We start from the raw sequence: 25,621 nt of genomic DNA, 5'->3' as shown, positions 1-25,621 counted from the left end.
CCGTGACTGCGACCAGCAGCCCCGTCGATCAGTCCTACGCGCGATCGAGCGATGAGGCGCGGGCGCGGGTTCTACGCGAGCGGCAGCGGCATCGCGCACGGCATGCCGATTGAAAGGTGTGATTGGTAAGCTCTCCGGCGAGACCGATGGCCCCCACACACCATGAAAACGAAAATACTTGCTGCGTTGTCACTGTGCGCCGCGCTGCCCGGCGTCGCGCTCGCCCAATCGATCGCGGCCCCCGTGCTGAAGCCCGGCGATACCTGGACCTACATCAACACCGTCGAAATCGGCCCGAATGGCTGGCGCCAGACGCGCGACCAGATTTCCGTGCAGCGCACGACGTCCGAGCACATCTACGTCGAAACGCAGCAGAGCGGCACGACGCAGGCGCCGCGTGAGTTGATCGTCGATGCGGACTGGAGCCGTTCGCGCAGCGTCAACGGCACGGACACCGTGGTGAACCGTCCGCTGGCGTTTCCGCTGACGGTCGGCAAGACGTGGGAGGTCAAGTACAGCGAGTCGCACCCGAATGCGCGGCACGTGTCGGAGGCGTACGACACGCATTACAAGGTCGTCGGCCCCGACACCGTCACCGTAGCAGGCGGCAAGTTCGATGCCATCAAGGTCGAGGCCGAAGGCACGTGGAAGGCCCAGCTCGCGCCGGGGCAATCGGTCACGTCCGGCGTGTCACGCAACGCGAACGGCTCGACGATCGTGATGCAGAGCCACAACAACGGGACGGCGGAAGGGACCGGCAAGACCTACATGGCGTTCTGGTACGTGTCGGCGGTCGGACGCTGGGTCAAGTCGGTCGAGGAGTTCTACGACGCGAACGGGATGCGCAACGCGCGCTATTCGAACGAACTGGTGTCGTTCAAGCGCGCCGGCGCGGACGGCGGCGCACCGCTGGCCAGTCAGCCTGCGCCCGCGTCCGCCCCGGTGGCCGTGCCGCCTGACACCTTGCCTACCGTCGACCAGTAACGGCGCGGGCGCTCACTTACGTATAGAGCGACGCCTGCGGCAACTCGCCCGTCAACGCGAACCGGCCCACATCCCGCAGCCGGTAGTCGAGCGGATCGTGCAGCGTATGCGTGCGCGCGTTCCGCCAGAAGCGGTCGAGGCCGAGCGACGCGGCCGTCGCACGTGCGCCGCAGGCGTCGAACAGCGCCTCGCCGTTCTCGAGCGCCGCGCGCTGCGCGACGATCTTCGCCTCCGATACCGCAAGCGCCACCTCGGCGCGCTCGTCCGCCGTCAGCGCATCCTGCCGCGCCCACGCGCCCTGCAACGCGGCGGCCGCGCGATCGGCCAGCGCCGCCGCGGCGATCGCCCGCACGCGCATGTCGCCGAAGCGCTGCAGCGTGTACGGATCGTCGCTCGCCTGCGCGACCTCCGACTGGATCCAGGGGCGGCCATGCTTCAACATGTAGTCGCGCGCTTCCGCCAGCGCGCCCTCCGCGAGCCCGACGAACAGGTTGGTCAGCACGAGCTGCGACACGAGCGTGCGCAGTGTCGCGCGCGGGGTCGGCGGCGTCTCGGAACGGTGCAGTACCTCGTCTGCCGCAAGCGTCACGCCGTCGAAGCGCACGCTGCCGCTGTCGGTCTGGCGCTGGCCGATCGGATCCCAGTCTTCGTTGACCGTGATCCCCGCGCGATCGGTCGGCACCACGCCGAACACGGTGCGGCCGGTGTCCGGATCGTGCGCGGACACCGTCATGCGCTGCGAGCCGCGCGTGCCCGAACAGAAGCCCTTCACGCCATCGAGGCGGTAGCCGCCGTCAGGCGTGGCCGTGGCCACGAGCCGCGTGTCGAGCGGATTGACCGCGTTGCCCCACCACCATTGCTGCTCGACCGTGCCGCGCAGGTAGCGTTCGCGCTGCGCGGCGTTGCCCCACACGTCGACGCTCACCACCTGCAGGCACTGGAACCCGACGAGATGCGCGAGCGCGCTGTCGACGCGCGCGATCTGCCGGATCGCATCGTAGATCCCGGGCCATGCGGTTTCCTGCCCGCCGAACGCACGCGGCACCGCGAGCGTCAGCAGGCCCGCATCGGCGAGCCACTGCTTCTCCTGTGCCGCATGACCGCCCGCGCGGTCGCGCGCGGCGGCCGTGGTGCGCAACGCGTCGATCGCGCGCGCCAGCGCGACGGGGTCGAAAGCAGGCGTATCGGTATCGGGCGCAAAGGTCGCCGGGCCACGCGGATCGTTCATGCGACGGCTTCCTGCGCAACCGCTTCACCCGACAGCGGCACCAGCGCGTCGAGCTGGCGGCCGGTCAGCCGCGACAGGATCTCGCGCCGCCAGTCGTCGTAGATCGCGCGGTATTCGGCGATATCGGCACCGAACACGTGCGCGGTATGCGCGTACTCGTCGTGCAGGTAACCGTCGAGCCGCGCCTGCGTCTCCTCGTCGGCCGCGATCACGCGATCGATCAGCGCATCGCGTTCGGCCACCGGCAGCGCCTTCAGCGTGTCGAACCACCACTGGACGATCTGCACGCGATGCCATTCCTCGTCCGGCCGGATCCGGTTCTCGCCATGCTCGCGCATCGCGGAATCGCCGATGAGGCCGGTCTTGCGCTGGATCCACAGCTTCGCGAGGATGTGCAGCTCGTAGTGCCATTCGAACGCAAGAAAGCCGGCGATGTCGCGCACCGCGATGTCGCCGATGCGCGCCCAGTGCGCGGCGACGAGCCGGTCGACTTCCGGCAGCGGATCGCGCCCCGTCAGTTCGGTCACGCGTTCGCGGCCGATCACCGCGTGCGCGCCGTCGTCGCCGAGCTGGCGCGACAGGATCAGCTGGAAGTGCGGATCGTCGCGGAACAGCGTGTCGATCGCCTTCGCGACGACCTGCACGATGAACAGGTCGTGCGACGCCATCTTCGTGTAGTAGTCGGCGACGGCGGCCAGTTCGTCGTCGTTGCGCGGCTCGCGCGGCGGCGTGGCGAGCTTCGCCGGGAAGTCAGGACGATGGCGTCGCGCCACGTCGAGAAACAGCGCTTCCTCGAATTGTCCGTTCCATTCGCGCGGCGCGCCGATGGGCAAGGTCATAGGATTCTTTCTCTCAGGATCATGAATGAAGCGAGCAGACGCTTGTGGCGTCGCTCAGGTACGCCGGGTCACGCGTCGGACCAGGCGGTCGCCCGTGATTTGCACGGCCGAGACGAGCGCGATCAGGATCACGATCACGGTCGCCATGACGGTGGTGTCGAAACGCTGGTAGCCGTAGCGGATCGCGAGATCGCCGAGGCCGCCCGCGCCGACGGCGCCCGCCATCGCCGTCGAGCCGATCAGCGCGACGACGGTAATGGTGAAGCCGCCGAGCATGCCCGGCAGCGCTTCAGGCAGCAGCACGTGCCACACGATGTGGCGGCGCTTCGCGCCCATCGCGAGCGCGGCCTCGATCAGCCCGCGGTCGACTTCGCGCAGGCTCACCTCGGCGATCCGCGCGAAGAACGGGATCGCGGCGATCGACAGCGGCACGACGGCCGCCCAGACGCCGATCGTCGTGCCGATCAGCACGCGCGTGAACGGCAGCAGCGCGACGAGCAGGATGATGAACGGCGTCGAGCGGAAGACATTGACGAGCGCGCCGAGCACCGCATTCACGCCGCGCCGCTCGTAGATGCCGCCGGGCGCGGTCGTCACGAGAATCACCGCGAGCGGGATGCCGATCAGCGCGGCAATCACGGCCGACGCGGCGACCATCGACAGCGTGTCGCGGATCGCGTCGAGCAGTTCGGGCCACCAGAGGTCAAACATAGCCGAGCACCTCCGCGTGATTCGCGTGGCGGCGCGCGCGTTCGAGCAGCGCGGCCACTGCACCGCCGCGGGCGGTCGATTGGCTGGCGTCGTCCGCACGCAGTGCCGTCGCGATCACGAGCCGCCCCTGGGCGTGCCCCTGGATGCGCTCGATCCCGCCGTGCAGGAACCGCACCGAGCCGCCGAGCGCCACTGCAAGCGCGCCGACATCCGGCTCGCCACCGCTCTCGCCCGTATAGCGGACGTCGAGCACCACCTGCGCGCCTTCAGGCAACGCCGCTTGTTCCGGCAACGGCTGCACGCGCGCGGCCAGTTCGGCCGGCAGGTCGTGCACGAGCGTGCTGAGCAGCGCGCGCGTCGCGCCGTGGCGCGGATCGCCGAACACGCGCCACACGGGGCCCGTTTCGACGACTTCGCCCTGCTCGATCACCGCGACCGTGTCGCACACTGCGCGGATCACTTCCATCTCGTGCGTGATCAGCACGATCGTCAGCCCGAGGCGGCGGTTGATGTCGGCGAGCAGCGCGAGGATCGACTGCGTCGTCTCGGGATCGAGCGCCGACGTCGCCTCGTCGCACAGCAGCACCTCCGGATCGTGCACGAGCGCGCGGGCAATGCCGACGCGCTGCTTCTGCCCGCCCGACAGGCTGGCCGGATACGCGTCGCGCTTCGCCGCGAGCCCGACGAGTTCGAGCAGCGCCTCGACCTTGCGCACGCGCTCGGCCTTCGGCACGCCGGCGATCTTCAGCGGCAGCGCGACGTTCTCGAACACCGTCTTCGCGGACAGCAGGTTGAAATGCTGGAACACCATGCCGGTGCGCCGCCGCAGCGCGACGAGGCCATCCTCGTCGAGCGCGCCGACATCGACGCCCTGCACGCGCACGCGGCCCGAGCTCGGCCGTTCGAGGCCATTCACGAGCCGCAGCAGCGTCGACTTGCCGGCGCCGCTGCGGCCGATGATCCCGAAGACCTCGCCGCGCCGCACGTCGAGCGTCACGTCGCGCAATGCGGCGGCCTGGCCGCGCGGCGTCGCGAACACCTTGCCGACCTGCTCCAGCGACACGGCAACGCCGGCGCGGGTCGATTCGGCCGACACGGCCGCTTCGTCATGTGCCGTTGCCTCGGCTCCCGCACGTACTGCCGACGTCTCGATGAAACCCAGCGTATCGAACAATTGCGTCATCGCTTCGCTCCGTCACGTTCAGACATGCGCGGGATGCGCGGATTCGGCGTGCACGGCGGCGCCCGGCCGGTGCTGCGCGCCCGTATGCCACGCGGGCAGGCGCGGGCCCGCGCCGAACAGCTTCTCGCGCAGCGTGGGCGCGGGATTGTAGTCTTCCTTGTAGACGCCGCGGTTCTGCAGCTCGGGCACGACCCAGTCGACGAAATCCTCGAACGATTCGGGCATCACGGTGCGCGTCAGATTGAAGCCGTCGATGCCGGTCTCGTCGATCCACGACTGCAGTTCGTCCGCGACCTGCGACGGCGAGCCGACGATCGGCGCATAGCGGCCGCCGAGCGACATCTGTTCGAGCATGCGGCGCACGGTCCACGTGCCGGTCGTGCTCTTGCGCGAGATCGCGTCGACGGCCGACTGGATCGAATCGGTCTTCACATACGAGATCGGCTCGTCGAGGCCGTACTTCGCGAAGTCGATGCCGGTAGAGCTCGCGAAATGCGCGAGGCCCGCTTCGGCGCTCGCGTAGCGCCGGTATTCGTCGAATTTCTCGCGTGCCAGAAGTTCGGTTTCCGCCGTCACGACGCTCACACCGGCAAAGATCTTGATCGACGCCGGGTCGCGGCCCTGCCGTGCAGCGGCCGCGCGGATGTCGAGTGTCGCCGCGCGCGCGGCGGCCTTGCTTTGCCCGTTCACGAACACGCATTCCGCGTGACGCCCCGCGAACTCGACACCGCGCGCGGACGAACCGGCCTGGTACAGCACCGGCGTGCGTTGCAGCGACGGCTCGCACAGATGAATCGCATCGATCGAATAGAACGGCCCGTCGTGCTTCACGCGCCGCACCTTGCCCGGCTGCGCGAACACGCGCGCCTTCGCGTCGCGGATCACCGCATCGTCGTCCCAGCTCTGTTCCCACAGCTTGTAGACGACGTCCATGTAGTCGTCCGCGCGCTCGTAGCGGTCGTCGTGGCCGATCTGCTGCGCGAGGCCCATGCCGCGCGCGGCACTGTCGAGATAGCCGGTGACGATGTTCCAGCCCACGCGCCCTTTGGTCAGGTGATCGAGCGTCGACATGCGGCGCGCGAACAGGTAAGGCGGTTCGTAGGTGAGGTTCGCGGTCACGCCGAAGCCGAGGTGCCGCGTGACCTGCGCCATCGCGGGCACCAGCAGCAGCGGATCGTTGACGGGCACCTGCACCGATTCGCGCAGCGCGGTGTCGGGCCCGCCGCCGAACACGTCGTACACGCCGACGATGTCCGCGAGGAAGATCCCGTCGAACTTGCCGCGCTCGAGCGTCTTCGCGAGGTCGGCCCAGTAGTCGAGATCGGTGTAGTGCGCGGAGCGGTCGCGCGGATGCGTCCACAGCCCGTGGTTGATGTGCCCGACGCAGTTCATGTTGAACGCGTTGAGCAGGATTTTCTTGCGGTTCGCCGTCGTCATGCCGCCTCCGTCACCACGCGATCGCGTACAGCGAGCCGAACGCGTTGTCGAGCGCCTTGCGCACCGCCGGCGAGTGCTGGTAGATCGAGATGAACTTGCGGATGCGCGGATCGTTCACGCTGTCCGGGCGCACGACCCACTGGATCGCGAAGATCTTGTTCTCGGTGCCGTCGAACAGCAGCGCGCTGTTCGGGTCGGTCGTGCCGGCGAGCTTGATGAAGCTCGGGTAGCCCTGCGCGAGATCGACGTCGTCGAGCGAACGCGCGAGCTGCGACGCTTCGAGCGGGATGATCTTCAGGTGCTTCGGGTTCGACACGATGTCGTGCGTCGTCGCGCGGTAGTCGGCGCCCGGCGTCAGCGTGATGAGGCCCGCGCGCTGCAGCAGCAACAGCCCGCGCCCGCCGTTCACCGGATCGTTCGCGATCGCGACCTTCGCGCCGTCCTTCAGCTCGCTGAAGCTTTTCACCTTCTTCGAATAGAGGCCGATCTTCATGATCGTGCCGGGCGCGATCGACACGAAGTTGTAGCCGCCCTGCTTGTTCGCGTTCTCGAGAAACGGGATGTGCTGGAAGTAGTTGACGTCGATGTCCTTGTTCGCAAGCGCCGCGTTCGGCGTATTCCAGTCGGTGAATTCGACGATCTTCACGTCGAGCCCCTGCGCCTTCGCTTCCTTTGCGGCAACTTTCAGCGCTTCGATTTGCGGGCTGGTCGAGATGCCGACCTTCAGCGGCGCGGTGTCGGCGTGCGCGCCATTGAGCAATGCGACGCCAAGCACGGCGGCAGCCAGCAGGCGCGCGACGCGGCCGGCGGAAAAGCGGGCGGAAAAAACGGCATGCAGCATGAAACCACTCTCCTGTCCAAAGACGGTATCGATGGATGAGCGACGCCGCGGCGAACGCACGGGCGTTCTCCGGACAGAGGTCAAACGCATCGGAAAAGATCAGCCGATGATAGAGAGCGGCGCGGGGGCGGTCTACGAAGCGATTGTGCGAAGAAAATCGCGCGCGGCGATATGGCGGGCGGCCATGCGGGATCGGGGGTGCGACCGGGTGCCCGGCCGGCCGCCAGGCCGAAATCTCGGCCTGGGCGCCGGGCGAATTCCGAAATCTCGGCCAGCCGGTCGGGGCGCCCTTTCCGCAGACGAAACAAACTCCTTATAAATCAAGGCATTAAAAATCTTCCGGCGAGCGGGATTTCTGGCACGGGGGTTGCGTAATAGACGGCACACGATGCCGCGAAGCCATGCAGGCATACCAACATCAGGAGACACGTCTTGCAGACCTCTATCCATACCCCGTCCCATCCGGAGCCGGTTTCCGACGCCGTCGCCGCCCCGCGCGCGCGCTTCTGGCCGGAAGGCTGGTGGAAACTGATGGAAATCCGCATCGGCATCATTCCGCTGCCCGTCTACTTCATCCTGCTCGCGCTGATCGTCGGCTTCTCGGTGACCGGCAAGGTGCCCGGCGAAATCTCGATGGCGATCGCGGTGCTCGCGTTCTTCGGCTTCACCTGCGCGGAACTGGGCAAGCGCCTGCCGCTCTTGCGCAACATCGGCGCGGCCGCGATCTTCGCGACCTTCGTGCCGTCCGCGCTCACGTACTACCACGTGCTGCCGAAGCCGGTGCTGAACCTCACCGTCGAGTTCACGAAGTCGACCAACTTCCTGTACCTGTTCATCGCGTCGATCATCGTCGGCAGCATCCTGAGCATGGATCGCCGCGTGCTGATCCAGGGCTTCGTGAAGATCTTCATCCCGCTCGCGGCCGGCTCGGTCGCGGCCGCGATCGTCGGCACGGCGGTCGGCACCGCGCTCGGCCTCGGCGCGCGCCACACGCTGCTGTACATCGTCGTGCCGATCATGGCCGGCGGCGTCGGCGAAGGCGCGATTCCGCTGTCGATCGGCTATTCGGAACTGATGCACCTGCCGCAAGGCGAGATGTTCGCGATGGTGCTGCCGCCGGTGATGCTCGGCAGCCTGACCGCGATCATCCTGTCGGGCGCGCTCGACATGCTCGGCAAGCGCTTCCCGCACCTGACCGGCAACGGCCGCCTGCAGGTCGGCGAATCGGGCGACATGACGCCCGAGAACGAGGAAATCCGCGGCCACGTCGACGTCTCGCACATCGCGGGCGCCGGCATCACGGCCATCACGCTGTACCTGGTCGGCCTGATGGCGCATAAGCTGTTCGGCCTGCCCGCGCCGGTCGCGATGCTGTTCCTCGCGGTGCTCGTGAAGCTCGCGCGTGCGGTGTCGCCGCCGCTGCAGGAAGGCGCGTTCGTCGTCTACAAGTTCTTCTCGACCGCCGTCACGTACCCGCTGCTGTTCGCGATCGGCGTCGCGATGACGCCGTGGGACAAGCTGACCGCCGCGTTCACGATCGTCAACGTCGTCACCATCGTGTCGACCGTCGCGACGCTGATGGGCACCGGTTTCGTGGTCGGCCGCCTGATGAAGATGTACCCTATCGACACCGCAATCGTGAACGCCTGCCACAGCGGCCAAGGCGGCACCGGCGACGTCGCGATCCTGACTGCCGCGAACCGGATGCAGTTGATGCCGTTCGCGCAGATCGCGACGCGGATCGGCGGCGCGATCGTCGTCACGGTCACGCTGATCCTGATCGCCCACTTCGGATGACGCGCCGCCGCGCGCACCGTCGCGCCGGCCGCTTCGCACGCGCCGCCGCCGGCCCAGCCGGCGCGCGGCGCGCGTCGTTCAGGGCGTCGCTTCGGGTGTCGTTTCGGGCGTCACGCCGGGCGGGCGGTTGCGGGTTTCGATGAGGGCGAACGTGCAGAAGAGCTTCAAGGGCATCCCGTGGTGGGGCTGGGCATCGGCCGGCGTGCTGTATGTATGCGTGGCGGCCGCGGCCGTCGATTTCGCGTGGGAACGCGCGATCGACGCGCTCGAGGAAACCGGCGCGCACCGGCTCGACCTGTATGCGTCGAGCCTGAAGAGCGAGCTCGGCCGCTTCGAGATCCTGCCCGGCCTGGTCGCGCGGCAGGACGGCGTGCGCGCGATGCTGAAAGCCGCGCCGCATGAGGCTCCCGAACTCGTGCACACGGTCGATACCTACCTCGAAGCCGTGAACCGCGACGCGGGCAGCGGCGCGGTCGACGTGATCGACCTGCAGGGCGACGTGATCGCCGCCAGCAACTGGAACGAGACGCTCAGCTTCGTCGGCACCAACGTGTCGTACCGGCCGTACTTCAAGGACGCGCTCGCGCGCGGCAGCGGCCGCTTCTTCGGCATCGGCACCAACACCGGCGTGCCGGGCGTCTACTTCGCCAGCGCGGTGCGCGACGAAGGCGTGCCGATCGGCGTGGCCGCCGTGAAGATCAGCGTCGATCCGCTCGAATCGGCGTGGCGCGCGCCGGGCGTCGCCGCGATGGTCGTCGACAGCAACGGCGTGGTCGTGATCTCGACCGAACCCGCATGGAAATTCACCGCGCTGCGCCCGATCACCGCGCAGCAGCAGCACGACATCCAGGCGTCGCGGCAATACGCGGGCCGCACCGTCGACGTGCTGCCGTACCGCCATATCGGCGACCGCAGCGCGGCCGCGTGGTTCGGCACCTTCCCCGATACGCACCACAGCGGCCGCACCACGCGCTATCTCGTGATGTCGCGCCCCGCGCCGCAGGCCGGCGATTCGCTGATGGTGCTGCTCGACATCGCGGGCGCGCGGCGCCAGCAGCAGACGGCCTTCGTGTTCGTCACCGGCGCGTTCCTGATCGCCGCGCTGCTCGCCGGCTACGCGATCCAGCGACGTCGGGCGATCGTCGCGCGGCTGAGCGCGCAGGACGCGCTGCGGCACGCGAACGACCAGCTCGAGCTGACCGTCGCGCAGCGCACGGCCGCGCTGACGGCCGCGAACGAACGGATGCAGCGCGAGATCGTCGAGCGCGAGCGTACCGAACAGCGGCTGCGCGCGTCGCAGCAGGAAGTCGTGCATGCGGGCAAGCTCGCGGTGCTCGGGCAGATGGCCGCCGGCCTCACGCACGAGCTGAACCAGCCGCTCGTCGCGATCCGCACGCTGTGCGACAACGCGCGCACGTTCTTCGAGCGCGGCCAGCCCGCGCCGGCGCTCGCCAATCTCGAACGGATCGGCAAGCTCGTCGACAGCATGGCCGTGCTCACCGGCGAGTTGAAGACCTTCGCGCGCAAGCCCGACGTCGAACGCGTCGCGGTGTCGCTGAACGAAGCCGTCGCGCATGCGCGGCTGATCTACGATGCGCGGATCCGCGACGAAGGCGTGCAGCTCGACGTGAACATCGCGCCGGGCACCGCCGTATCGGCCGAATCGAGCCAGTTGCAGCAGGTGATCGTGAACCTGCTCGGCAACGCGCTCGACGCGGTGCACGACGCGAGCGTGCGCCGCATCGTCATCGCGGCCGCCGGGCCGGACGAAGCCGGCCGCGTGCGCTTCACCGTCGCCGACAGCGGCGCGGGCATCGCGCCCGAGGTGCTGCCGCACCTGTTCGAGCCGTTCGTCACGACCAAGCCGCGCGGCCAGGGCCTCGGGCTCGGCCTCGCGATCACGTCGCGTATCGTCGAGGCGTTCGGCGCGAAGATCGCCGCGACGAACCGCGACGAAGGCGGCGCGCAGTTCAGTATCGAATTCGCGGCGGCCACGCTGCAAAGGACAGAGCATGGAAGATGAGATTCGGGTGCTGGTCGTCGAGGACGATGAAAACGTCCGGATCGGCGTCGAGCAGGCGGTAGCGCTTGCCGGCTTCGCAGTGGACGCATTCGCGTCGGCCGCCGACGCGCTGCATCACGTCGCGCCCGGCGCACCGGTCGTGATCGTGTCGGACGTGCGGATGCCGGGCATCGACGGGCTGCAGCTGCTCGATCGCGTGATGGCCATCGACGCGCAGATCCCGGTCGTGCTGATCAGCGGCCATGCCGACATCTCGACGGCCGTCGGCGCGATGCAGGTCGGCGCATACGACTTCATCGAGAAGCCGTTTTCGTCGGACGTGATCGCGGGGCGCGTCGCGCGCGCGGTCGAGAAGCGCCGTCTGACGCTGGAAGTGCAGGGGCTGCGCGCGGCGCTGAACAACTGGCAGGGCATCGAGGCGTTCGTGCTCGGCAAGTCGCCCGCGATGGCCGACGTCCGCAAGAAAATCCTGCGCCTCGCCGATACGTCGGTGTCGGTGCTGATCACCGGCGAGACGGGCACCGGCAAGGAACTGATCGCGCGCAGCCTGCACGACTTCGGCGGCCGGCGCGACGCGCATTTCGTCGCGCTGAACTGCGGTGGTTTGCCGGAACAGGTGTTCGAGAGCGAACTGTTCGGCCATGAAGCCGGCGCATTTACCGGCGCGATCAAGAAGCGCATCGGCAAGATCGAATGGGCGGACGGCGGCACGCTGTTCCTCGACGAGATCGAGACGATGCCGATTCCGCTGCAGGTCAAGATGCTGCGCGTGCTGCAGGAGCGCGTGGTCGAGCGGCTCGGCGCGAACGAGCTGATTCCGGTCGACTGCCGCGTGGTCGCCGCGTCGAAGGCCGATCTTGCCGAGCTCGCGGCCGACGGCCGCTTTCGCGCGGACTTGCTGTATCGCCTCAACGTCGCGCAGATCGAACTGCCGCCGCTGCGCGAGCGGCGCGAGGACGTCCCGCTGCTGTTCGAGCATTTCGTGCTCGCGGCCGCGCGCCGCTTCGGGCAGCCGGCGCCGGTCGTCACGGCTGCACAGGTGTCCGAACTGATGACGCATGCATGGCCGGGCAACGTGCGCGAGCTGCAGAACGTGGCCGACCGCTTCGTGCTCGGGCTGACCGGCGACAGCCTGCTGTCGTCCGGCGGCACGCCGGCCGCGGGCGGCACGCTCGCGGAGCAGCTCGCGTATTTCGAGCGGATGCTGATCGAGGACATGCTGCAGCGTCACAACGGCAACGTCGCGGACGCAAGCGAAGCGCTCGGGATGCCGAAGAAAACGCTCTATCACAAGCTGCGCAACCTGCGGATTCCCGCGCGCGGCGACGCGGCGGCCGATGGCGGCGAATGACGCGAACGAGGACACACACTCCAGCATGGATCGCATCGACATCACCGAACACGGCCGCGTCACTGGCCACTTGATCCGCGGCGTCACGCACGCGCAGAAAACCTTCCGCCCGAGCGACTGGCCCGAGCGCCTCGCGGGCGTCATCACGCTGTTCGTCGGCGAGCGGCGGCCCGGCTATCCGTGCGCGCTGTCGCGGCTCGCGATGCCCGTCGTTGACGGCAACGTCAAATGCCTGTTCGTGTCGGACGAATTGCGCACCGTGTGCGCGGACGCGTTCGATTTCGCGATGCGGTTCGCGGCCGACAACGATCTCCCCGTCGCGCTTCAGACCGCGCCCGCGTTGACCGTGCGCTGACGCGCGGGCCGCTTTCGCGGCTCGCGTTCTTCCCGTTTTCCAAAGGAGCCATGCGCGGATGCGCAGGTCCCCGCACGCCCCTTTTCCGGCGTTTCCGGCGCCGCGACCAATCGTTAGACGATTGAAAGCATCGACACCCGTCCCCTTCCGACAAGGGTTTGCGGCCGAGCCATCAATAAAATTGATCGTCACGATGAAAATTATGCGTTTTCCTTGCAGGTCGCCGTGATGCATAGTTGCGTCGTGTTGACGCACCTTTGAGTCTTTCAGTCATGAACATGCGAATCGAGCCGTCCGTGCTCGCGAACCCCGACCTGCAATTTGCGACGCTTTCGTCAGGCATCAGCCTGCCGTATGTCGAGCGGGGCAGCGGCGCGCCGATGGTGTTCGTGCACGGCTCGCTGTGCGACTACCGCTACTGGGATCCGCAGCTCGCCGCGCTGTCGGCCCACTACCGCTGCATCGCGCCGAGCCTCAGCCATTACTGGCCGGCCGTCGAAGCGGGCATCCAGGACGAGTTCAGCTGGCAGAACCACGTCGACGAGCTCGCCGAATTCATCGACGCGCTCGATCTCGGCCCGGTGCACCTGGTCGGCCACTCGCGCGGCGGCAGTGTCGCGTTCAACGTCGCGCGCCAGCATCCGCAACTCGTCGAATCGCTGACGCTCGCCGATCCGGGCGGCCCGCTGCAACAGCCGGGCGTGCGCGAAGCCGCGCTGCCGGCCGCCGCGATCGCGCTGCGCACGCAGGCCGTGAATCTGATCGGGCAAGGCGACGTCGAATCGGGCCTCGAGATGTTCGTCGATTCCGTGAGCCTGCCGGGTGCATGGAAGAAGAGCACGTCGCGTTTCCGCACGATGGCGATCGACAACGCGAGCACGCTGCCGAAGCAGCTGCGCGACCCGCTGCCCGCGTACTCGCAGCACACGGCCGGCGACATCGCATGCCGCACGCTGCTGATCGACGGCCAGCGCAGCCCGAAGATGTTCCGCAACAACGTCGACACGCTGTCGCAATGGATCGGCAATGCGCAACGGCAGACCGTCGCCGGCGCATCGCACGGGATGAACGCCGCGAGCCCCGCCGTGTTCAACCGCTTCGTGCACGAGTTCGTCGCCGCGTAAGCGCTCGCGGGCGGCTTCCGCGCCGCCCGTTCTCCTCGCTGTTCAACGACGATGCGGATACGCGCCGCATCGCCGCTTCATCAACCGCCGTGCGTCGCCGGCGCGTCCGTCCCGTCAATCTGCCTGCGCGATTCCTTCAGCACCGCTTACCACACGGCCGGCTCCGCCTTGCGCGTGACCGCATCGGGCAGCCCGAACACGCTGTCGAACGCCCAGTTGTACGTGAACGTGAAGATCGGGAAGAACACGATCAGCACCGCGTCGTACAGGAACGCCTGCCATAGCGACACGTCGAGCCACCACGCGATCAGCGGAATCAGGAACGTCACGAGCGCGATCTGGAATCCGACCGCGTGCACGACGCGCCGCCCGACCGTGCGCGTGGTTTCCGCACGCCGCCGCTCCCACGCCTCGAACCCGAGGTTGTACAGAAAATTGACGACGACGCCCGTCGTCGAGATCATCACGCCGAGCAAGCCGCTCGTCGCCGCGCTCGCGCCGCTAAGCATGCCGAGCACCGACGATGCGACGAGGATGCCGAGCACCTCGAACATCACGACGTAGACTATGCGCCTCTTCCATCCTTGCATCACCGCCCCCTTCGTTTCGAACCAGGTGGCGAGACTACAGCGGGCACTTCGTCCGCCAAAGTCAGGTCCTTTCAATTTTTCTGACAGGAGGCGCGCGTGCTGACCAGCGACCACATCGACATGCTGCTGACCGTCATCGACAAAGGCTCGTTTTCCGCGGCCGCGCGCGCGCTCGGCCGCACGCCGTCGGCGATCAGCATGGCGATCGCGAACCTCGAGGCCGAACTCGACCTCGTGCTGTTCGACCGCGGCACGCGCGAACCGACACCGACCGCCGCGATGGCGGCGCTGCTGCCCGACGCGCGGTCGATCGCCGAGCGGCTGCACGCGCTGCGCGCGCATGCGCAGCACCTGTCGGAAGGCGTCGAGGATACGTTGCGGCTCGGCCTCGCCGCCGAACTCGACGGCGCGCCCGTCGCCCGCGCGCTGACGGCCGTCGCCGCGAAATACCCGGCGCTCGCGATCAGCATCGTCACGGCGCCGCAGGACGTGATCATCGATGCGCTGCATCGCGGCGCCGTCGATCTCTGCGTCGCGTATGGCGGGCTCGACCTGCATCCGCAGGAGCAGATCCACGCGCTGTGGACCGAGACGCTCGTCGCGGTCGCCGCGCCGAGCCATCCGGCGATCGCCGAATGCGCGCAACCGGAAGCAATCGAGCGGTTGTCGGGCTTCAGGCAGATCGTGATCGCCGATCCCGAGCGGCCGCTGACCGACGTGCGGCCGGTGATCGGCAACCGCACGTGGAAGGTGACCGACATGGCTACCGCAATCGCGCTCGTGAAGGCCGGGCATGGCTGGGCGAACCTGCCTGAATCCATGATCGGCCGATACGTCGCCGACGGCGAGCTCGCGCCGCTCGTGTTCGCGAACATCCGCAACGGGTTGCCGCTACCGGTGTACCTGCGCCGGCCGAAGCATACGGGGCTCGGCAAGGCGGCGAGCGAACTGGTTCGCGCGCTGCGGGTGGCGGGTGACGAAAAATGACCGGCGTGGCGGCGAACGCCGCCACGCCGTCGATCAACGCCGGACGGCTTGACCGTTAGTTGCGATCAGTGCGTGGCCGCCGCCGCCGCGCTCTGGATCGAATCGACGAGCGACACGTTGTCGTAGCGTCGTCCGGCAATGCCCCATCCACCGTCGACCGCATGAACCACATTCACCCACACCTGCGCGGCCGTCAGCCGCCCACCTGCCCAGCGCAGCACGATCTCGGTCGCCCGTTCGACGAATTCCCGCTGCCGCTCGGGCGCCGCGAGCGCCACGGCGGGCAACTTCAGCTCGACGAACGCGGCAGGCTCCGCGCGCCCATGCACGAAGGTCCGGTGTCGCGGCAGCACGTTGAGCGTGCCCACCACGTTCGGCGCCAGGAACGCATTCCCGGTCAGTCCCTCAACGTCCAGCAGCGCATCGGTCAACTCGGCAAACACCGGCCCCTCGTCGTCCGGCGTGAAAACCCCTTCGGATACGGTCAGCGTAATCGGCATCGCACTTTCTCCTGGTCAGGTCATCGGTCAGGTGACGTGATATAAATACCAGTCACTCTCTATACATTAGACACTGATCGCTCTCTATGCAAGATAAAGAGTGATCGCTCTGAAGCGAGCCTGTCATGCGTTATTCCGTCGAGCACAAGCACGAAACCCGTACGCGCATCCTCGAAGCCGCGAGCCGGCTGTTTCGCGAGGAGGGGTATGGCGGCTCCGGCATCGGTCCGCTGACGAAGGCGGCGGGCGTCACCAACGGCGCGTTCTACGGCCATTTCAAAACGAAGGGTGAAGCGTTCCGGCAGGTCGTCCTCGATGGCCTTGCCCAGCTCCGGCAAGGCGTCGCGACGTTCAAGGCCGAGCATGGCGCGCGCTGGCGGCGCCCGTTCGTGTCGTTCTACCTCGGCCCGCGACGCACCTGCGAACTCGGCGAAAGCTGTGCGCTGCCGAGCCTGTCCCCGGAAGTGATGCGCGCCGATGACGAGACGCGCGACGCGTATGAGCAGGCACTGCGGCAGATCGTCGACGAAGTGTCGGCAGGAATGGACAGCCCACCCGATGACGATCGGGCAATCGCGTTCCTCGCGCTGCTGTCAGGCGGTGTCACGCTCGCGCGCGCGGTGCGCGATCCCGAGCTCGCGCAACGCATCGCCGATGCGGTCGGCCGCTACGCGGTCGTGATCGCCGAGCGCACGGACGTGAAACCGGAGCAACAGGCCTGACCGCCCTGACTGACCACCAATAAAAAACCCGATCCGCGTCGCCACGGATCGGGGTGCTTCGATCGACTACCCGGTAAGTCGGCCCGTCTCGGGCCGGTGCATCACCGCGCCGCCACCTCCGCCTTACCCGTCGCCGCATCGCCCACCGCCGTCGGTGCCGGCCCCCATCCGCCGCCCAGCGCGCGGATCAGGTTCACGGTCGACACGGCCTGCGCGCCGGTCAACTGGTTCGACTGCAACTGCGACTGCAGCACCGAGCGCTCGCTGTCGATCACGTCGAGATACGCGACCTCGCCTTCCTGATACTGCGTGCGCGACAACGTCGCCGCGCGGCGCGACGCGTTGACGGCCGCATCCTGCGCGCGGATCTGGTCGTCGAGCAGGCGCAGGTCGGCGAGATTGTCCTCGACCTCGCGGAACGCGACGAGCACCTGCTGCCGGTAGTTCGCGACCTGCTCGTCGTACTGCGCGCGTGCCTGCTGCACGCCGGCCGCACGGCGGCCGCCGTCGAACAGCGGCAGCGTCAGCGCGGTGCCGGCGAACGGCCCGAGCAGGAACGTGCGGCTCGACCACAGGAACAGGTTGCCGAGCGTCGACGCCTCATACCCGAACGCCCCCGTGATATCGAGCTTCGGGAAGTACGCCGATTTCGCGAGGCCGATCCGCGCGTTCGCGGCCGCCATCGCACGTTCGGCCGCCGACACGTCCGGACGGCGTTCGAGCAGCGCGGACGGCAGCCCCGCGGGGATCTTCACCGCGACCGGCACGATCGGCGTTTCCTTGAACGCGAAATCCGCCGGCGCCTTGCCGAGCAGGATCGCGAGCGCATGCTCGGACGCCGCGCGCCGCCGCGCGACGCCGACCGCATCGGCCTGCGCGGTGGCCAGCTCGTTCTTCGCGCGCGACACGTCGAGCTCGCTGATGTCGCCTTCGTTGAAGCGGCGCTGCACGAGCTTCAGTGCCTGCTCGCGCAGCTCCACCGTGCGGCGGTACAGGTCCTGGTCGGAATCGAGCTGACGCAGTTCGAAGTAGTTCTGCGCGACGTCCGCCTGCAGCGCGAGCTGCACCGAACGGAACAGCGCTTCGCTCTGCGCCTGGTCGGCACGCGACGCCTCGACGTTGCGGCCGACGCGGCCGAACAGGTCGGCTTCATACGACACCGTGCCCTGCGCGCGCCACAGCGTCGCGTTGGTCGGCCCCGTGCCCTGCGGCTGGAACTGCGACGCCGACGACAGCCCCTCGCGCGTCGGCCCAAAGCCGGCGCCGATCTGCGGGAACCACTGCGAGCGCGCGGTACGGGTCGCCGCACGCGCTTCCTCGACCCGCGCGGCCGCGGCCTTCAGGTTCTGGTTCGCGGCGAGCGCCTGCGCTTCGAGCGAATCGAGCACCGGGTCGCCGAACACCTTCCACCATTCGCCGCGATGCGCGCTGTCCGACGGCTCAGCCATCTTCCACGTGCCGGCCTGTTCGCCGGCGGCGAGCGTCGGCGCTTCCTTGAATGCGGCAGGCGTCGGCGCATCGGGGCGCTTGTAGTCGGGCCCCACCGCGCACGCGGCGAGCAGCGTCGCGAGCAGGGTGCTCGCGGCCGCCACCTTCGCGAAGCGCATCAGGCCATTCGTGTTGTGCAAGTTATTCATCTTCCTGTCCTCAAGCATCCGAAGCCGGCACGTGCTGGGACGGCACTCCGTAACCCGCCGAGTCCTTCCCGGCGACGTGGATCTTGCCGCCCGCGAGCGTGCGCAGCACGACGTAGAACACCGGCGTCAGCATCAGCCCGAACAGCGTCACGCCGAGCATCCCGAAGAACACCGCGACACCCATCGCATGGCGCATTTCCGAACCGGCACCCGTCGACGTGACGAGCGGCACCACGCCCATGATGAAGGCGATCGACGTCATCAGGATCGGGCGCAGCCGCAGCCGGCTCGCCTCGATCGCGGCCTCGAGCGGCGTCCTGCCGTCGTGTTCGAGTTCACGCGCGAACTCGACGATCAGGATCGCGTTCTTCGCCGACAGCCCCACCAGCACCATCAAGCCGATCTGCGTGAAGATGTTGTTGTCGCCCTGCGTGAGCCACACGCCTGTGAGCGCCGACAGAATGCTCATCGGCACGATCAGGATCACCGCGAGCGGCAGCGTCAGGCTTTCATACAGCGCCGCGAGCACGAGGAACACGAGCAGCACGCTGATCGGGAACACGTACATCGCCGAATCGCCGGCAAGAATCTGCTGGTACGTGAGGTCGGTCCATTCGAACCGCACGCCGCGCGGCAGCGTTTCATGCGCGATGCGCTCGATCGCCGCCTGCGCCTGCCCCGACGAGAACCCCGGTGCCGGGCCGCCGTTGATGTCGGCCGCCGTGTAGCCGTTGTAGCGCACGACCATTTCCGGGCCGAACGTCGGCGTCACCGTGACGAGCGACGACAGCGGCACCATCTCGCCACGGTCGTTGCGGGTCTTCAACTGCAGGATGTCGTCCGCCCGCTGGCGGAACGGCGCATCGGCCTGCACACGCACCTGGTACACACGGCCGAAGCGGTTGAAGTCGTTCACGTACAGCGAACCGAGATACACCTGCATCGTGTTGAACACGTCGGTCACCGGCACGCCGAGCTGCTTCGCCTTCACGCGATCGAGATCGACGTTGAGCTGCGGCACGTTGATCTGGTAGCTCGTGAATAGCGGGCCGAGTTCAGGCGCCTGCTGCGCGCGCTTGATGAAGTCGTTGGTCGCGTCCGCGAGCCGCGCATAGCCGACCGCGCCGCGATCCTCGACCTGCATCTTGAACCCGCCCAGCGTACCGAGGCCGAGCACCGGCGGCGGCGGGAACACCGCGACGAACGAGTCCTTCATCGCGCCGTACTTCTGGTTCAGCGCCCCTGCGATCGCGCCGGCCGACAGCGCCTTGCCGTGCCGTTCCGAGAACGGCTTCAGCGTGACGAACACGATGCCCGCGCTCGAGCTGTTCGTGAAGCCGTTCACCGACAGCCCCGGGAACGCGACCGCGCTCTCGACACCCGGCTGCTTCAACGCGATCGACCCCATGTCGCGGATCACCTTCTCGGTGCGGTCGAGCGACGCACCGTTCGGCAGTTGCGCGAACGCGATCAGGTATTCCTTGTCCTGCGCGGGCACGAAACCGCCCGGCACGACCTTCGACACGAGCACGGTCGCGCCCACCAGCACGAGGTACACGCCGAGCATCAGCGTCTTGCGCGACAGCACGCCGCGCACGCCGCGGCCGTAGTTCTCCGCGCCGCGATGGAACACCTTGTTGAAGCCGCGGAAGAAGCCGCCGAGCACGCGGTTCATCACGCGCGTGAGCCAGTCTTCCTTGTCGCCATGGCCCTTCAGCAGGATCGCGGACAGCGCCGGCGACAGCGTCAGCGAGTTGAACGCCGAGATCACCGTCGAGATCGCGATGGTCATCGCGAACTGCTTGTAGAACTGGCCGGTCAGGCCCGACATGAATGCGAGCGGCACGAACACGGCAACGAGCGTCAGCGCGATCGCGATGATCGGCCCGCTCACTTCCTGCATCGCCTTGTAGGTCGCCGCCCGTGCGTTCATCCCGCTCTCGATGTTGCGCTCGACGTTCTCGACCACCACGATCGCGTCGTCGACCACGATCCCGATCGCGAGCACCATCCCGAACAATGACAACGCGTTGATCGAATACCCGAACGCGAGCAGCAGCGAGAACGTGCCGATGATCGACACCGGCACCGCGATCAGCGGAATCAGCGACGCGCGCCAGGTCTGCAGGAACACGATCACGACGATCACGACCAGCGCGATCGCTTCGAGCAGCGTGTGCACGACGGCCTTGATCGACGAACGCACGAACTGCGTCGGGTCATAGACGATCTTGTAGTCGACGCCCGCCGGCATGTCCTGCTTCAGCTCGGCCATCGTCTTGCGCACTTCGTCCGAGATCTGCAGCGAGTTCGCGCCCGGCGACTGGTTGATCGCCATCGCGACGGCCGGCTTGTTGTCGAGCAGCGAGCGCAGCCCGTATTCGGACGCGTCGAGCTGGATCCGCGCGATGTCGCGCAGGTGCGTGACGCCGCCGTCCGGCGTCGTCTTCACGACGATGTCGCCGAACTCGTCCTCCGTCTGCAGGCGGCCGCGCGCGTTCACCGACAACTGCAGCGGCGTGCCCGGCAGCGACGGCGACGCGCCGATCACGCCGGCCGCGACCTGCACGTTCTGCTCGCGGATCGCCTGCACGACGTCCTCGGCCGACAGCCCGCGCTGCGCGACCTTCTGCGGATCGAGCCACACGCGCATCGCGTAGTCGCCCGAACCCCACAGCTGCACCTGGCCGACGCCCTGGATCCGCGACAGGCGATCCTTCACGTTGATCAGCGCGTAGTTGCGCAGGTAGGTCATGTCGTAGCGGTTGTCCGGCGAGATCAGGTGGACCACCATCGTCAGCGTCGGCGAGCTCTTCACCGTCGTGATGCCGAGCCGCTGCACGTCTTCCGGCAGGCGCGGCAGCGCCTGGTTCACGCGGTTCTGCACGAGCTGCGTGGCCTTGTCCGGATCGGTGCCGAGCTTGAACGTGACGGTGATCGTCATGTTGCCGTCGCTGTTCGCCTGCGACTGCATGTAGAGCATGTCCTCGACGCCGTTGATCTGCTCTTCGAGCGGCGACGCGACCGTCTCGGCGATCACTTTCGGGTTCGCACCCGGATACTGCGCCTTGACGATCACGGAAGGCGGCACGACTTCCGGATATTCGGAGATCGGCAGCAGGAACATCGCGATCACCCCGCCGAGCAGGATGATCACCGATAGGACTCCTGCAAAGATCGGCCGGTCGATAAAGAATTTGGAAATGTTCATGAGTTGCTCTGTCTGGTTGAACGCGGATCGGAAGCGGCAGGCCGCTTACGAATCCGCCTTCGCCGGGGCGGCCGGCTTCGCGTTGCCCGCCAACGGCGCGGACGGCGCGTCACCGCCCGTCATCGGGACCATGTGCGGCTTCACCTGTTCGCCGGGGCGCACGCGCTGCGTGCCGTTCACGATCACGCGATCGCCGGCGGAAAGCCCGCTCACGATCACGCGCCGGTTGCCGTGCTGCATCCCCTGCTGCACTTCGCGGTACGACACGCGGCCTTGCTGGTCGACGACGAACACGAACTTCTTGTCCTGGTCGGTGTTGATCGCCGCGTCGTCGACGAGCAGTGCCTCGTGCGGCGCGCTGCCGCCCACCTTCACGCGTGCATACAGGCCCGGGACGAGCGCGCCGTCGGCGTTGTCGAAGCGCGCACGCACGCGGATCGTGCCGGACGACGTGTCGAGGCGGTTGTCGACCGAGTCGATCTCGCCGCTGCGCGAGTAGCCGGTTTCGTTCGCGAGGCCGAGCTCGACCGGCACCTTGCGGCCGTTGCGCGCGCCGTTGATGTATTGCAGGTAGGTCTGCTCGTCCGCGTCGAACGACGCGTAGATCGGCGACACCGACACCAGCGTCGTGAGCGGCGCGGCCGACGCGCCGGCCGACACGACGTTGCCGAGCGTGATTTCCGCACGCGACACGCGGCCCGACACCGGCGCCGTGATCCGCGTATAGCCGAGGTTGATGCGCGCCGTTTCCAGCGCGGCTTCGGCGGCCTTCAGGTTCGCCGTCGCCTCGCGGGCCGCATTCTGCTTCTCGTCGTAGTCGCGCTTCGCGATCGCGTTGTCGCCGATCAGCCGCTGCGCGCGCTGCCAGTCGGTCTGCGCGTAGCCGTTGCGCGCCTGTGCCGCCGCGAGCTGCGCGGCCGCGCGATCGGTCTCGGCCTGGTACGGGCGCGGGTCGATCACGAACAGCACGTCGCCTTTCTTCACGAGCGCGCCGTCCTTGAAGTTCACCGCGACGATCGTGCCCGACACCTGCGGGCGCACGTCGACTTTCTCGACCGCTTCGAGGCGGCCCGAATAACTCTGCCAGTCGGTCACGGTCTGCGGCACGACGGTCGCGACGTCGACTTCGGGCAGCGGTGCTGCCGCTTTCTCCGGTGCGTTTGCGTTCACGCGCATCGCGCCGAATGTTCCGAGGCCGACGACGGCGAGCGTCACGATCGCCGCTGTCGCGATTCGGGAACGGGAGGTGCGTAGGATGGCCATGTGGATCTCCAGTAAACGTGGATTGGTTTTGGTTATTCGGAACGGTTCGGCTGGCGCGCCTGGAAGCGGCACTGGAAGAAGCGCACGGCTTCCTCGAAGGCGGCTTCGTGCGTCGCGAGCGCGGCGTGCGTGATGTCCGGATAGCGGATCACCTGCGTGAGCACGCCCGACGAGATCAGGCAGCCCGCATATTTCTCCGCCTCGACGTGCAGCACGTCGTTCTGCGCGGTGACGACGAGCGTCGGCGGCAGCCCCGCGAGGCGCACCGATTCGAGCGGCGCCGCGTACGGGTGCATGCGCTGCGCGGCCTGCGGCAGATACGCGCGATAACAGGCCGCGCATTCGCGCGGGGTGATGTCGGAAGCAAGGCGATCGGCGTCGCCGATGCGCGTCATGCTGGGGTCGAGCATCGGCCCGAACAGCGCCTGCGCGACGATCTGCACCTCGCCGCGATCGCGCGCGATGAACGCGAGGCAGTTCGCGAGCTGGCCGCCCGCGTCGTGGCCCGCGACACCGATCTTCTTCGGGTTGCCGCCGAACGCGCGGGCGCGCGTCGCGGCCCACACGGCGGCGCGATACGCATCCTCCGGCGCAGCCGGAAAAGGAAAGGCCGGTGCGAGCGAATAACCGACCGACACTACGAGTGCTGGTAAGCGTTCTGCTAAAAAACGCGCGGCGAAATCGGCGTCTTCGAGCGAACCGCGCACGAAGCCGCCACCGTGGAAATAAAGCACTACTGGCAACCCGGTCTTGTCCGGGCGGCGGTAGAGGCGCAGCACGATGTCCTGCGCGTAGCCGGGAATTTCGACTTCGGCGACCGTCAGCGCCGCGCCTGCCGTGGCTTGCACGGGCAACGCGGCCTTCAGGAATTTGCTGAATTCAGAAGCGTCCATGACGATGCAGCATCCATTTCGAGATGGAACGAATTCTGGGTCCGGCAGACATTGGGATAAATGCCTATAATCCGGCAACACAATTCAACGCCCCCGAACAATCCGAGGCTGCGTTTACCCACGAGGTAGCGCAGCCTCTTTGTTCCGGAGGCTCATTAGATTGCGGAGGTTGTGATGGACCGGCTTCAGGCCATGCAGGTGTTTACTCGCGTCGTCGATACAAGCAGCTTCACCAAGGCAGCAGAAACGCTCAGCTTGCCGCGAGCGTCCGTCACGACGATCATCCAGAATCTCGAAGCGTTCCTCGGCGTGCGGCTGATGCACCGGACTACGCGCCGGCTGTCGCTCACGCCGGACGGCGCCGCGTACTACGAACGATGCGTGCGGATCCTCGCGGACGTCGAGGAAACCGAGGCAAGCTTCCAGGCGAACAACCGGAAGCCGCACGGAAAGTTGCGTATCGACATGCCGGGTTCGATCGGGCGGCTGCTCGTAATTCCGTCGCTGTGCGAATTTCATACGCGCTATCCGGACATCGACCTGCAACTCGGCCTGTCCGACCGGCCGGTCGACCTGCTGCAGGAAGGGGTCGATTGCGTGATCCGCGTCGGCGCGCTGCAGGACTCGTCGCTCGTCGCGCGCCGGGTCGGCCTGTTCGAATGCGTGACGGTCGCATCGCCCGACTATCTCGAGCGCCACGGCGAGCCGCAGACGATCGACGACCTGAGCCAGCACAAGGCCGTCAACTATTTCTCGAGCCGCACCGGCCGCACGATCGACTGGACGTTCCTGACCGACGGCAAGGAAGTCGAGATGAAGATGGAGGGCATCGTGTCGGTGAACGACGCGGATGCCTACGTGACCTGCGGGATCGAAGGCTTCGGGCTGATCCAGCCGCCGCTCTTCATGGTGCTGCCGCATCTGCGCGAAGGCCGGCTCAAGGAAGTGCTGCCGGGCGTCAAGCCGCTGCCGATGCCGATCTCGGTCGTGTATCCGCACAGCCGCCATCTGTCGCCGAAGGTGCGCGTGTTCGTCGACTGGATCGCCGAGGTGTTCGACCGCTGCCCGCTGCTGAGCGGCAAGGGCAGCCTCGACGCGACGTGCAGCAAGCGCACGTTCGAGGAAGCCGAACGCGCGCCCGCGCTCGACACGCCGGTCATCAACGAGTGGGTTGCGTAAGCGCCTGAACTGAGCAACTGAACCGCACACGCGGGCTGCCCCGCCCGCGTGTCGTCCCGCCTCCGCGCCCCATTTCCCGCCCGGCGCACCCGATCCTTCCCGAATCCGCAGCAAACCTTTGTGCCGTGCGACGCAATCGTCCGCCTGCGTCGCCGCGCGCCGTCGCCGCTCCCGTGCGAGGCCCGCTGCAAGCGGGTTCGAGCGATTTCCGCATAACCCTGCCGGGTGTACGGATGGCGATTGTTCCACTGACACGACAATTCAATTCGCATCTGCCGCATTTATCGCGACGGAACAGATACCTAGAGTAAACCCTGTCGCGCACCTCGTTGCGCATCGAACAGATCCCGCTTGTTGGGACCGGAGTAAGCGCTCCAGCGCCAGCTCCGACAGACAGGAGTTACGCCATGAACCGCCGCCATCTTCTCTCCGCCCTCGCCCTCACGCTCGCCGTGTCCGCCCCGGCCTTCGCCGATTCCGGCACCCCGCACGCCGGCGACTACGGCAACACGTCGTGGTACTCGCAACACAACGGCCCGCGCACGCGCGCCGAAGTGAGCGCGGAAGTCGAGCAGGCACGCAAGGACGGCACGCTCGCGTACCTGCGCAAGGCCAACTCGTATCCGCAAGGGCTCGAACTGGTGCAAGGCCCGTATCGCTCGTTGCCGGAAAGCAACCAGCTCGCCGGCGGGGGCCGGTAAACGCGCAACGCCGCGCAACGGGTTGCCCCGCGCGCGGCGTTTCGAGCCCTTCATCGACGACTCGC

The 25,621-nt window shown here is 67.6% G+C and carries 22 protein-coding genes; 10 read left to right on the top strand and 12 right to left on the bottom strand.

Features of this window, described 5'->3' with window-relative positions; genetic code table 11:
* Positions 1 to 162: 162 nt before the first annotated feature.
* A complete protein-coding gene (locus CFB34_RS05600; protein ID WP_089441557.1) occupies positions 163 to 984 on the top strand; it encodes a hypothetical protein in 822 nt (273 codons plus the stop codon).
* Between the two features lie 16 nt (positions 985 to 1,000).
* Here the strand turns inward: CFB34_RS05600 and CFB34_RS05595 are convergent, their stop codons facing one another.
* The 6 genes from CFB34_RS05595 to CFB34_RS05570 are packed head-to-tail and all read right to left on the bottom strand — an operon-like array spanning position 1,001 to position 7,223.
* Positions 1,001 to 2,212, bottom strand: a complete 1,212-nt coding sequence (locus tag CFB34_RS05595) for an acyl-CoA dehydrogenase family protein (RefSeq protein WP_089441556.1) — start codon at positions 2,210 to 2,212, stop codon at positions 1,001 to 1,003.
* Positions 2,209 to 3,051, bottom strand: coding sequence for a hypothetical protein (locus CFB34_RS05590; protein WP_089441555.1), 843 nt, complete (start codon positions 3,049 to 3,051; stop codon positions 2,209 to 2,211). Before CFB34_RS05590 ends, CFB34_RS05595 begins: the two co-directional genes overlap by 4 nt.
* Positions 3,052 to 3,105: 54 nt before the next feature.
* Positions 3,106 to 3,762 (bottom strand): methionine ABC transporter permease, encoded by a 657-nt coding sequence (locus tag CFB34_RS05585; protein ID WP_046546161.1) that lies wholly within the window; start codon positions 3,760 to 3,762, stop codon positions 3,106 to 3,108.
* Positions 3,755 to 4,945 (bottom strand): ATP-binding cassette domain-containing protein, encoded by a 1,191-nt coding sequence (locus CFB34_RS05580; RefSeq protein WP_089441554.1) that lies wholly within the window; start codon positions 4,943 to 4,945, stop codon positions 3,755 to 3,757. Before CFB34_RS05580 ends, CFB34_RS05585 begins: the two co-directional genes overlap by 8 nt.
* Positions 4,946 to 4,963: 18 nt before the next feature.
* Positions 4,964 to 6,382 carry an LLM class flavin-dependent oxidoreductase gene (locus tag CFB34_RS05575; protein WP_089441553.1) on the bottom strand — a complete coding sequence of 473 codons (1,419 nt, stop codon included), beginning with the start codon at positions 6,380 to 6,382 and terminating at the stop codon, positions 4,964 to 4,966.
* A 10-nt stretch (positions 6,383 to 6,392) separates the two neighbouring features.
* Positions 6,393 to 7,223 (bottom strand): MetQ/NlpA family ABC transporter substrate-binding protein, encoded by an 831-nt coding sequence (locus tag CFB34_RS05570; RefSeq protein ID WP_039367858.1) that lies wholly within the window; start codon positions 7,221 to 7,223, stop codon positions 6,393 to 6,395.
* 432 nt (positions 7,224 to 7,655) lie between these two features.
* Here CFB34_RS05570 and CFB34_RS05565 point away from each other — a divergent pair, with 432 nt between their 5' ends.
* From CFB34_RS05565 to CFB34_RS05545, 5 genes are all read left to right on the top strand, one after another.
* Positions 7,656 to 9,020, top strand: a complete 1,365-nt coding sequence (locus tag CFB34_RS05565) for a 2-hydroxycarboxylate transporter family protein (protein ID WP_089441552.1) — start codon at positions 7,656 to 7,658, stop codon at positions 9,018 to 9,020.
* Between the two features lie 139 nt (positions 9,021 to 9,159).
* The gene (locus CFB34_RS05560) at positions 9,160 to 11,043 is read left to right on the top strand and encodes an ATP-binding protein (RefSeq protein WP_089441551.1); all 1,884 of its coding nucleotides are present in this window, start codon (positions 9,160 to 9,162) and stop codon (positions 11,041 to 11,043) included.
* Positions 11,033 to 12,394 (top strand): sigma-54 dependent transcriptional regulator, encoded by a 1,362-nt coding sequence (locus CFB34_RS05555; RefSeq protein WP_046546168.1) that lies wholly within the window; start codon positions 11,033 to 11,035, stop codon positions 12,392 to 12,394. Before CFB34_RS05560 ends, CFB34_RS05555 begins: the two co-directional genes overlap by 11 nt.
* 25 nt (positions 12,395 to 12,419) lie before the next feature.
* Entirely contained in the window at positions 12,420 to 12,749 is a 330-nt protein-coding gene (locus CFB34_RS05550) for a DUF3579 domain-containing protein (protein ID WP_089441550.1), read from the top strand.
* A 272-nt stretch (positions 12,750 to 13,021) separates the two neighbouring features.
* Positions 13,022 to 13,873: an alpha/beta hydrolase gene (locus CFB34_RS05545; RefSeq protein WP_089441549.1), complete on the top strand. Its 852-nt coding sequence runs from the start codon at positions 13,022 to 13,024 to the stop codon at positions 13,871 to 13,873.
* A 146-nt stretch (positions 13,874 to 14,019) separates the two neighbouring features.
* Here the strand turns inward: CFB34_RS05545 and CFB34_RS05540 are convergent, their stop codons facing one another.
* Entirely contained in the window at positions 14,020 to 14,463 is a 444-nt protein-coding gene (locus CFB34_RS05540) for a PACE efflux transporter (protein ID WP_089441548.1), read from the bottom strand.
* A 96-nt stretch (positions 14,464 to 14,559) separates the two neighbouring features.
* Between CFB34_RS05540 and CFB34_RS05535 the strand changes: the two genes are divergently transcribed.
* The gene (locus CFB34_RS05535) at positions 14,560 to 15,450 is read left to right on the top strand and encodes a LysR family transcriptional regulator (RefSeq protein ID WP_089441547.1); all 891 of its coding nucleotides are present in this window, start codon (positions 14,560 to 14,562) and stop codon (positions 15,448 to 15,450) included.
* A gap of 65 nt (positions 15,451 to 15,515) precedes the next feature.
* Here CFB34_RS05535 and CFB34_RS05530 read toward each other — a convergent pair whose 3' ends face one another.
* On the bottom strand, positions 15,516 to 15,950 hold the full coding sequence (locus CFB34_RS05530; RefSeq protein ID WP_089441546.1) for a Tautomerase enzyme: 435 nt from the start codon (positions 15,948 to 15,950) through the stop codon (positions 15,516 to 15,518).
* A gap of 125 nt (positions 15,951 to 16,075) precedes the next feature.
* Here CFB34_RS05530 and CFB34_RS05525 point away from each other — a divergent pair, with 125 nt between their 5' ends.
* Complete coding sequence (locus CFB34_RS05525) at positions 16,076 to 16,672, top strand: TetR/AcrR family transcriptional regulator (RefSeq protein ID WP_047851230.1); 597 nt, start codon at positions 16,076 to 16,078, stop codon at positions 16,670 to 16,672.
* Positions 16,673 to 16,773: 101 nt separating this feature from the next.
* Here the strand turns inward: CFB34_RS05525 and opcM are convergent, their stop codons facing one another.
* Genes opcM through CFB34_RS05505 form a run of 4 tightly spaced genes read right to left on the bottom strand, consistent with a single transcriptional unit; the run spans position 16,774 to position 23,676 of the window.
* Positions 16,774 to 18,309, bottom strand: a complete 1,536-nt coding sequence (gene opcM / locus CFB34_RS05520; protein ID WP_089441545.1) for a multidrug efflux transporter outer membrane subunit OpcM — start codon at positions 18,307 to 18,309, stop codon at positions 16,774 to 16,776.
* A gap of 10 nt (positions 18,310 to 18,319) precedes the next feature.
* Positions 18,320 to 21,520 (bottom strand): multidrug efflux RND transporter permease subunit CeoB, encoded by a 3,201-nt coding sequence (gene ceoB / locus CFB34_RS05515; protein ID WP_089433382.1) that lies wholly within the window; start codon positions 21,518 to 21,520, stop codon positions 18,320 to 18,322.
* 45 nt (positions 21,521 to 21,565) lie between these two features.
* Positions 21,566 to 22,783 carry a multidrug efflux RND transporter periplasmic adaptor subunit CeoA gene (ceoA, locus tag CFB34_RS05510; RefSeq protein ID WP_039367880.1) on the bottom strand — a complete coding sequence of 406 codons (1,218 nt, stop codon included), beginning with the start codon at positions 22,781 to 22,783 and terminating at the stop codon, positions 21,566 to 21,568.
* Positions 22,784 to 22,815: 32 nt separating this feature from the next.
* Positions 22,816 to 23,676, bottom strand: coding sequence for an alpha/beta hydrolase (locus tag CFB34_RS05505; protein ID WP_089441544.1), 861 nt, complete (start codon positions 23,674 to 23,676; stop codon positions 22,816 to 22,818).
* Between the two features lie 174 nt (positions 23,677 to 23,850).
* Here CFB34_RS05505 and ceoR point away from each other — a divergent pair, with 174 nt between their 5' ends.
* Together ceoR and CFB34_RS05495 are read left to right on the top strand one after the other, a co-directional pair.
* Positions 23,851 to 24,855, top strand: a complete 1,005-nt coding sequence (ceoR, locus tag CFB34_RS05500; protein WP_089441543.1) for a putative multidrug efflux transcriptional regulator CeoR — start codon at positions 23,851 to 23,853, stop codon at positions 24,853 to 24,855.
* A 407-nt stretch (positions 24,856 to 25,262) separates the two neighbouring features.
* The gene (locus tag CFB34_RS05495) at positions 25,263 to 25,556 is read left to right on the top strand and encodes a DUF4148 domain-containing protein (protein ID WP_089441542.1); all 294 of its coding nucleotides are present in this window, start codon (positions 25,263 to 25,265) and stop codon (positions 25,554 to 25,556) included.
* Positions 25,557 to 25,621 lie beyond the last annotated feature (65 nt).

Origin of the sequence: Burkholderia sp. HI4860 (genome assembly GCF_002223045.2) — a bacterium.
Classification (GTDB): Bacteria; Pseudomonadota; Gammaproteobacteria; order Burkholderiales; family Burkholderiaceae; genus Burkholderia.
This window is presented reverse-complemented; position numbering and strand designations above follow the sequence as displayed.

Coding starts and splice junctions, on each gene's coding strand:
- CFB34_RS05600 (WP_089441557.1), top strand. CDS start 163: ATGAAAACGAAAATACTTGCTGCGTTGTCACTGTGCGCCGCGCTGCCC.
- CFB34_RS05595 (WP_089441556.1), bottom strand. CDS start 2,212: ATGAACGATCCGCGTGGCCCGGCGACCTTTGCGCCCGATACCGATACG.
- CFB34_RS05590 (WP_089441555.1), bottom strand. CDS start 3,051: ATGACCTTGCCCATCGGCGCGCCGCGCGAATGGAACGGACAATTCGAG.
- CFB34_RS05585 (WP_046546161.1), bottom strand. CDS start 3,762: ATGTTTGACCTCTGGTGGCCCGAACTGCTCGACGCGATCCGCGACACG.
- CFB34_RS05580 (WP_089441554.1), bottom strand. CDS start 4,945: ATGACGCAATTGTTCGATACGCTGGGTTTCATCGAGACGTCGGCAGTA.
- CFB34_RS05575 (WP_089441553.1), bottom strand. CDS start 6,382: ATGACGACGGCGAACCGCAAGAAAATCCTGCTCAACGCGTTCAACATG.
- CFB34_RS05570 (WP_039367858.1), bottom strand. CDS start 7,223: ATGCTGCATGCCGTTTTTTCCGCCCGCTTTTCCGCCGGCCGCGTCGCG.
- CFB34_RS05560 (WP_089441551.1), top strand. CDS start 9,160: ATGAGGGCGAACGTGCAGAAGAGCTTCAAGGGCATCCCGTGGTGGGGC.
- CFB34_RS05555 (WP_046546168.1), top strand. CDS start 11,033: ATGGAAGATGAGATTCGGGTGCTGGTCGTCGAGGACGATGAAAACGTC.
- CFB34_RS05550 (WP_089441550.1), top strand. CDS start 12,420: ATGGATCGCATCGACATCACCGAACACGGCCGCGTCACTGGCCACTTG.
- CFB34_RS05545 (WP_089441549.1), top strand. CDS start 13,022: ATGAACATGCGAATCGAGCCGTCCGTGCTCGCGAACCCCGACCTGCAA.
- CFB34_RS05540 (WP_089441548.1), bottom strand. CDS start 14,463: ATGCAAGGATGGAAGAGGCGCATAGTCTACGTCGTGATGTTCGAGGTG.
- CFB34_RS05530 (WP_089441546.1), bottom strand. CDS start 15,950: ATGCCGATTACGCTGACCGTATCCGAAGGGGTTTTCACGCCGGACGAC.
- CFB34_RS05525 (WP_047851230.1), top strand. CDS start 16,076: ATGCGTTATTCCGTCGAGCACAAGCACGAAACCCGTACGCGCATCCTC.
- opcM (WP_089441545.1), bottom strand. CDS start 18,309: ATGAATAACTTGCACAACACGAATGGCCTGATGCGCTTCGCGAAGGTG.
- ceoB (WP_089433382.1), bottom strand. CDS start 21,520: ATGAACATTTCCAAATTCTTTATCGACCGGCCGATCTTTGCAGGAGTC.
- ceoA (WP_039367880.1), bottom strand. CDS start 22,783: ATGGCCATCCTACGCACCTCCCGTTCCCGAATCGCGACAGCGGCGATC.
- CFB34_RS05505 (WP_089441544.1), bottom strand. CDS start 23,676: ATGGACGCTTCTGAATTCAGCAAATTCCTGAAGGCCGCGTTGCCCGTG.
- ceoR (WP_089441543.1), top strand. CDS start 23,851: ATGGACCGGCTTCAGGCCATGCAGGTGTTTACTCGCGTCGTCGATACA.
- CFB34_RS05495 (WP_089441542.1), top strand. CDS start 25,263: ATGAACCGCCGCCATCTTCTCTCCGCCCTCGCCCTCACGCTCGCCGTG.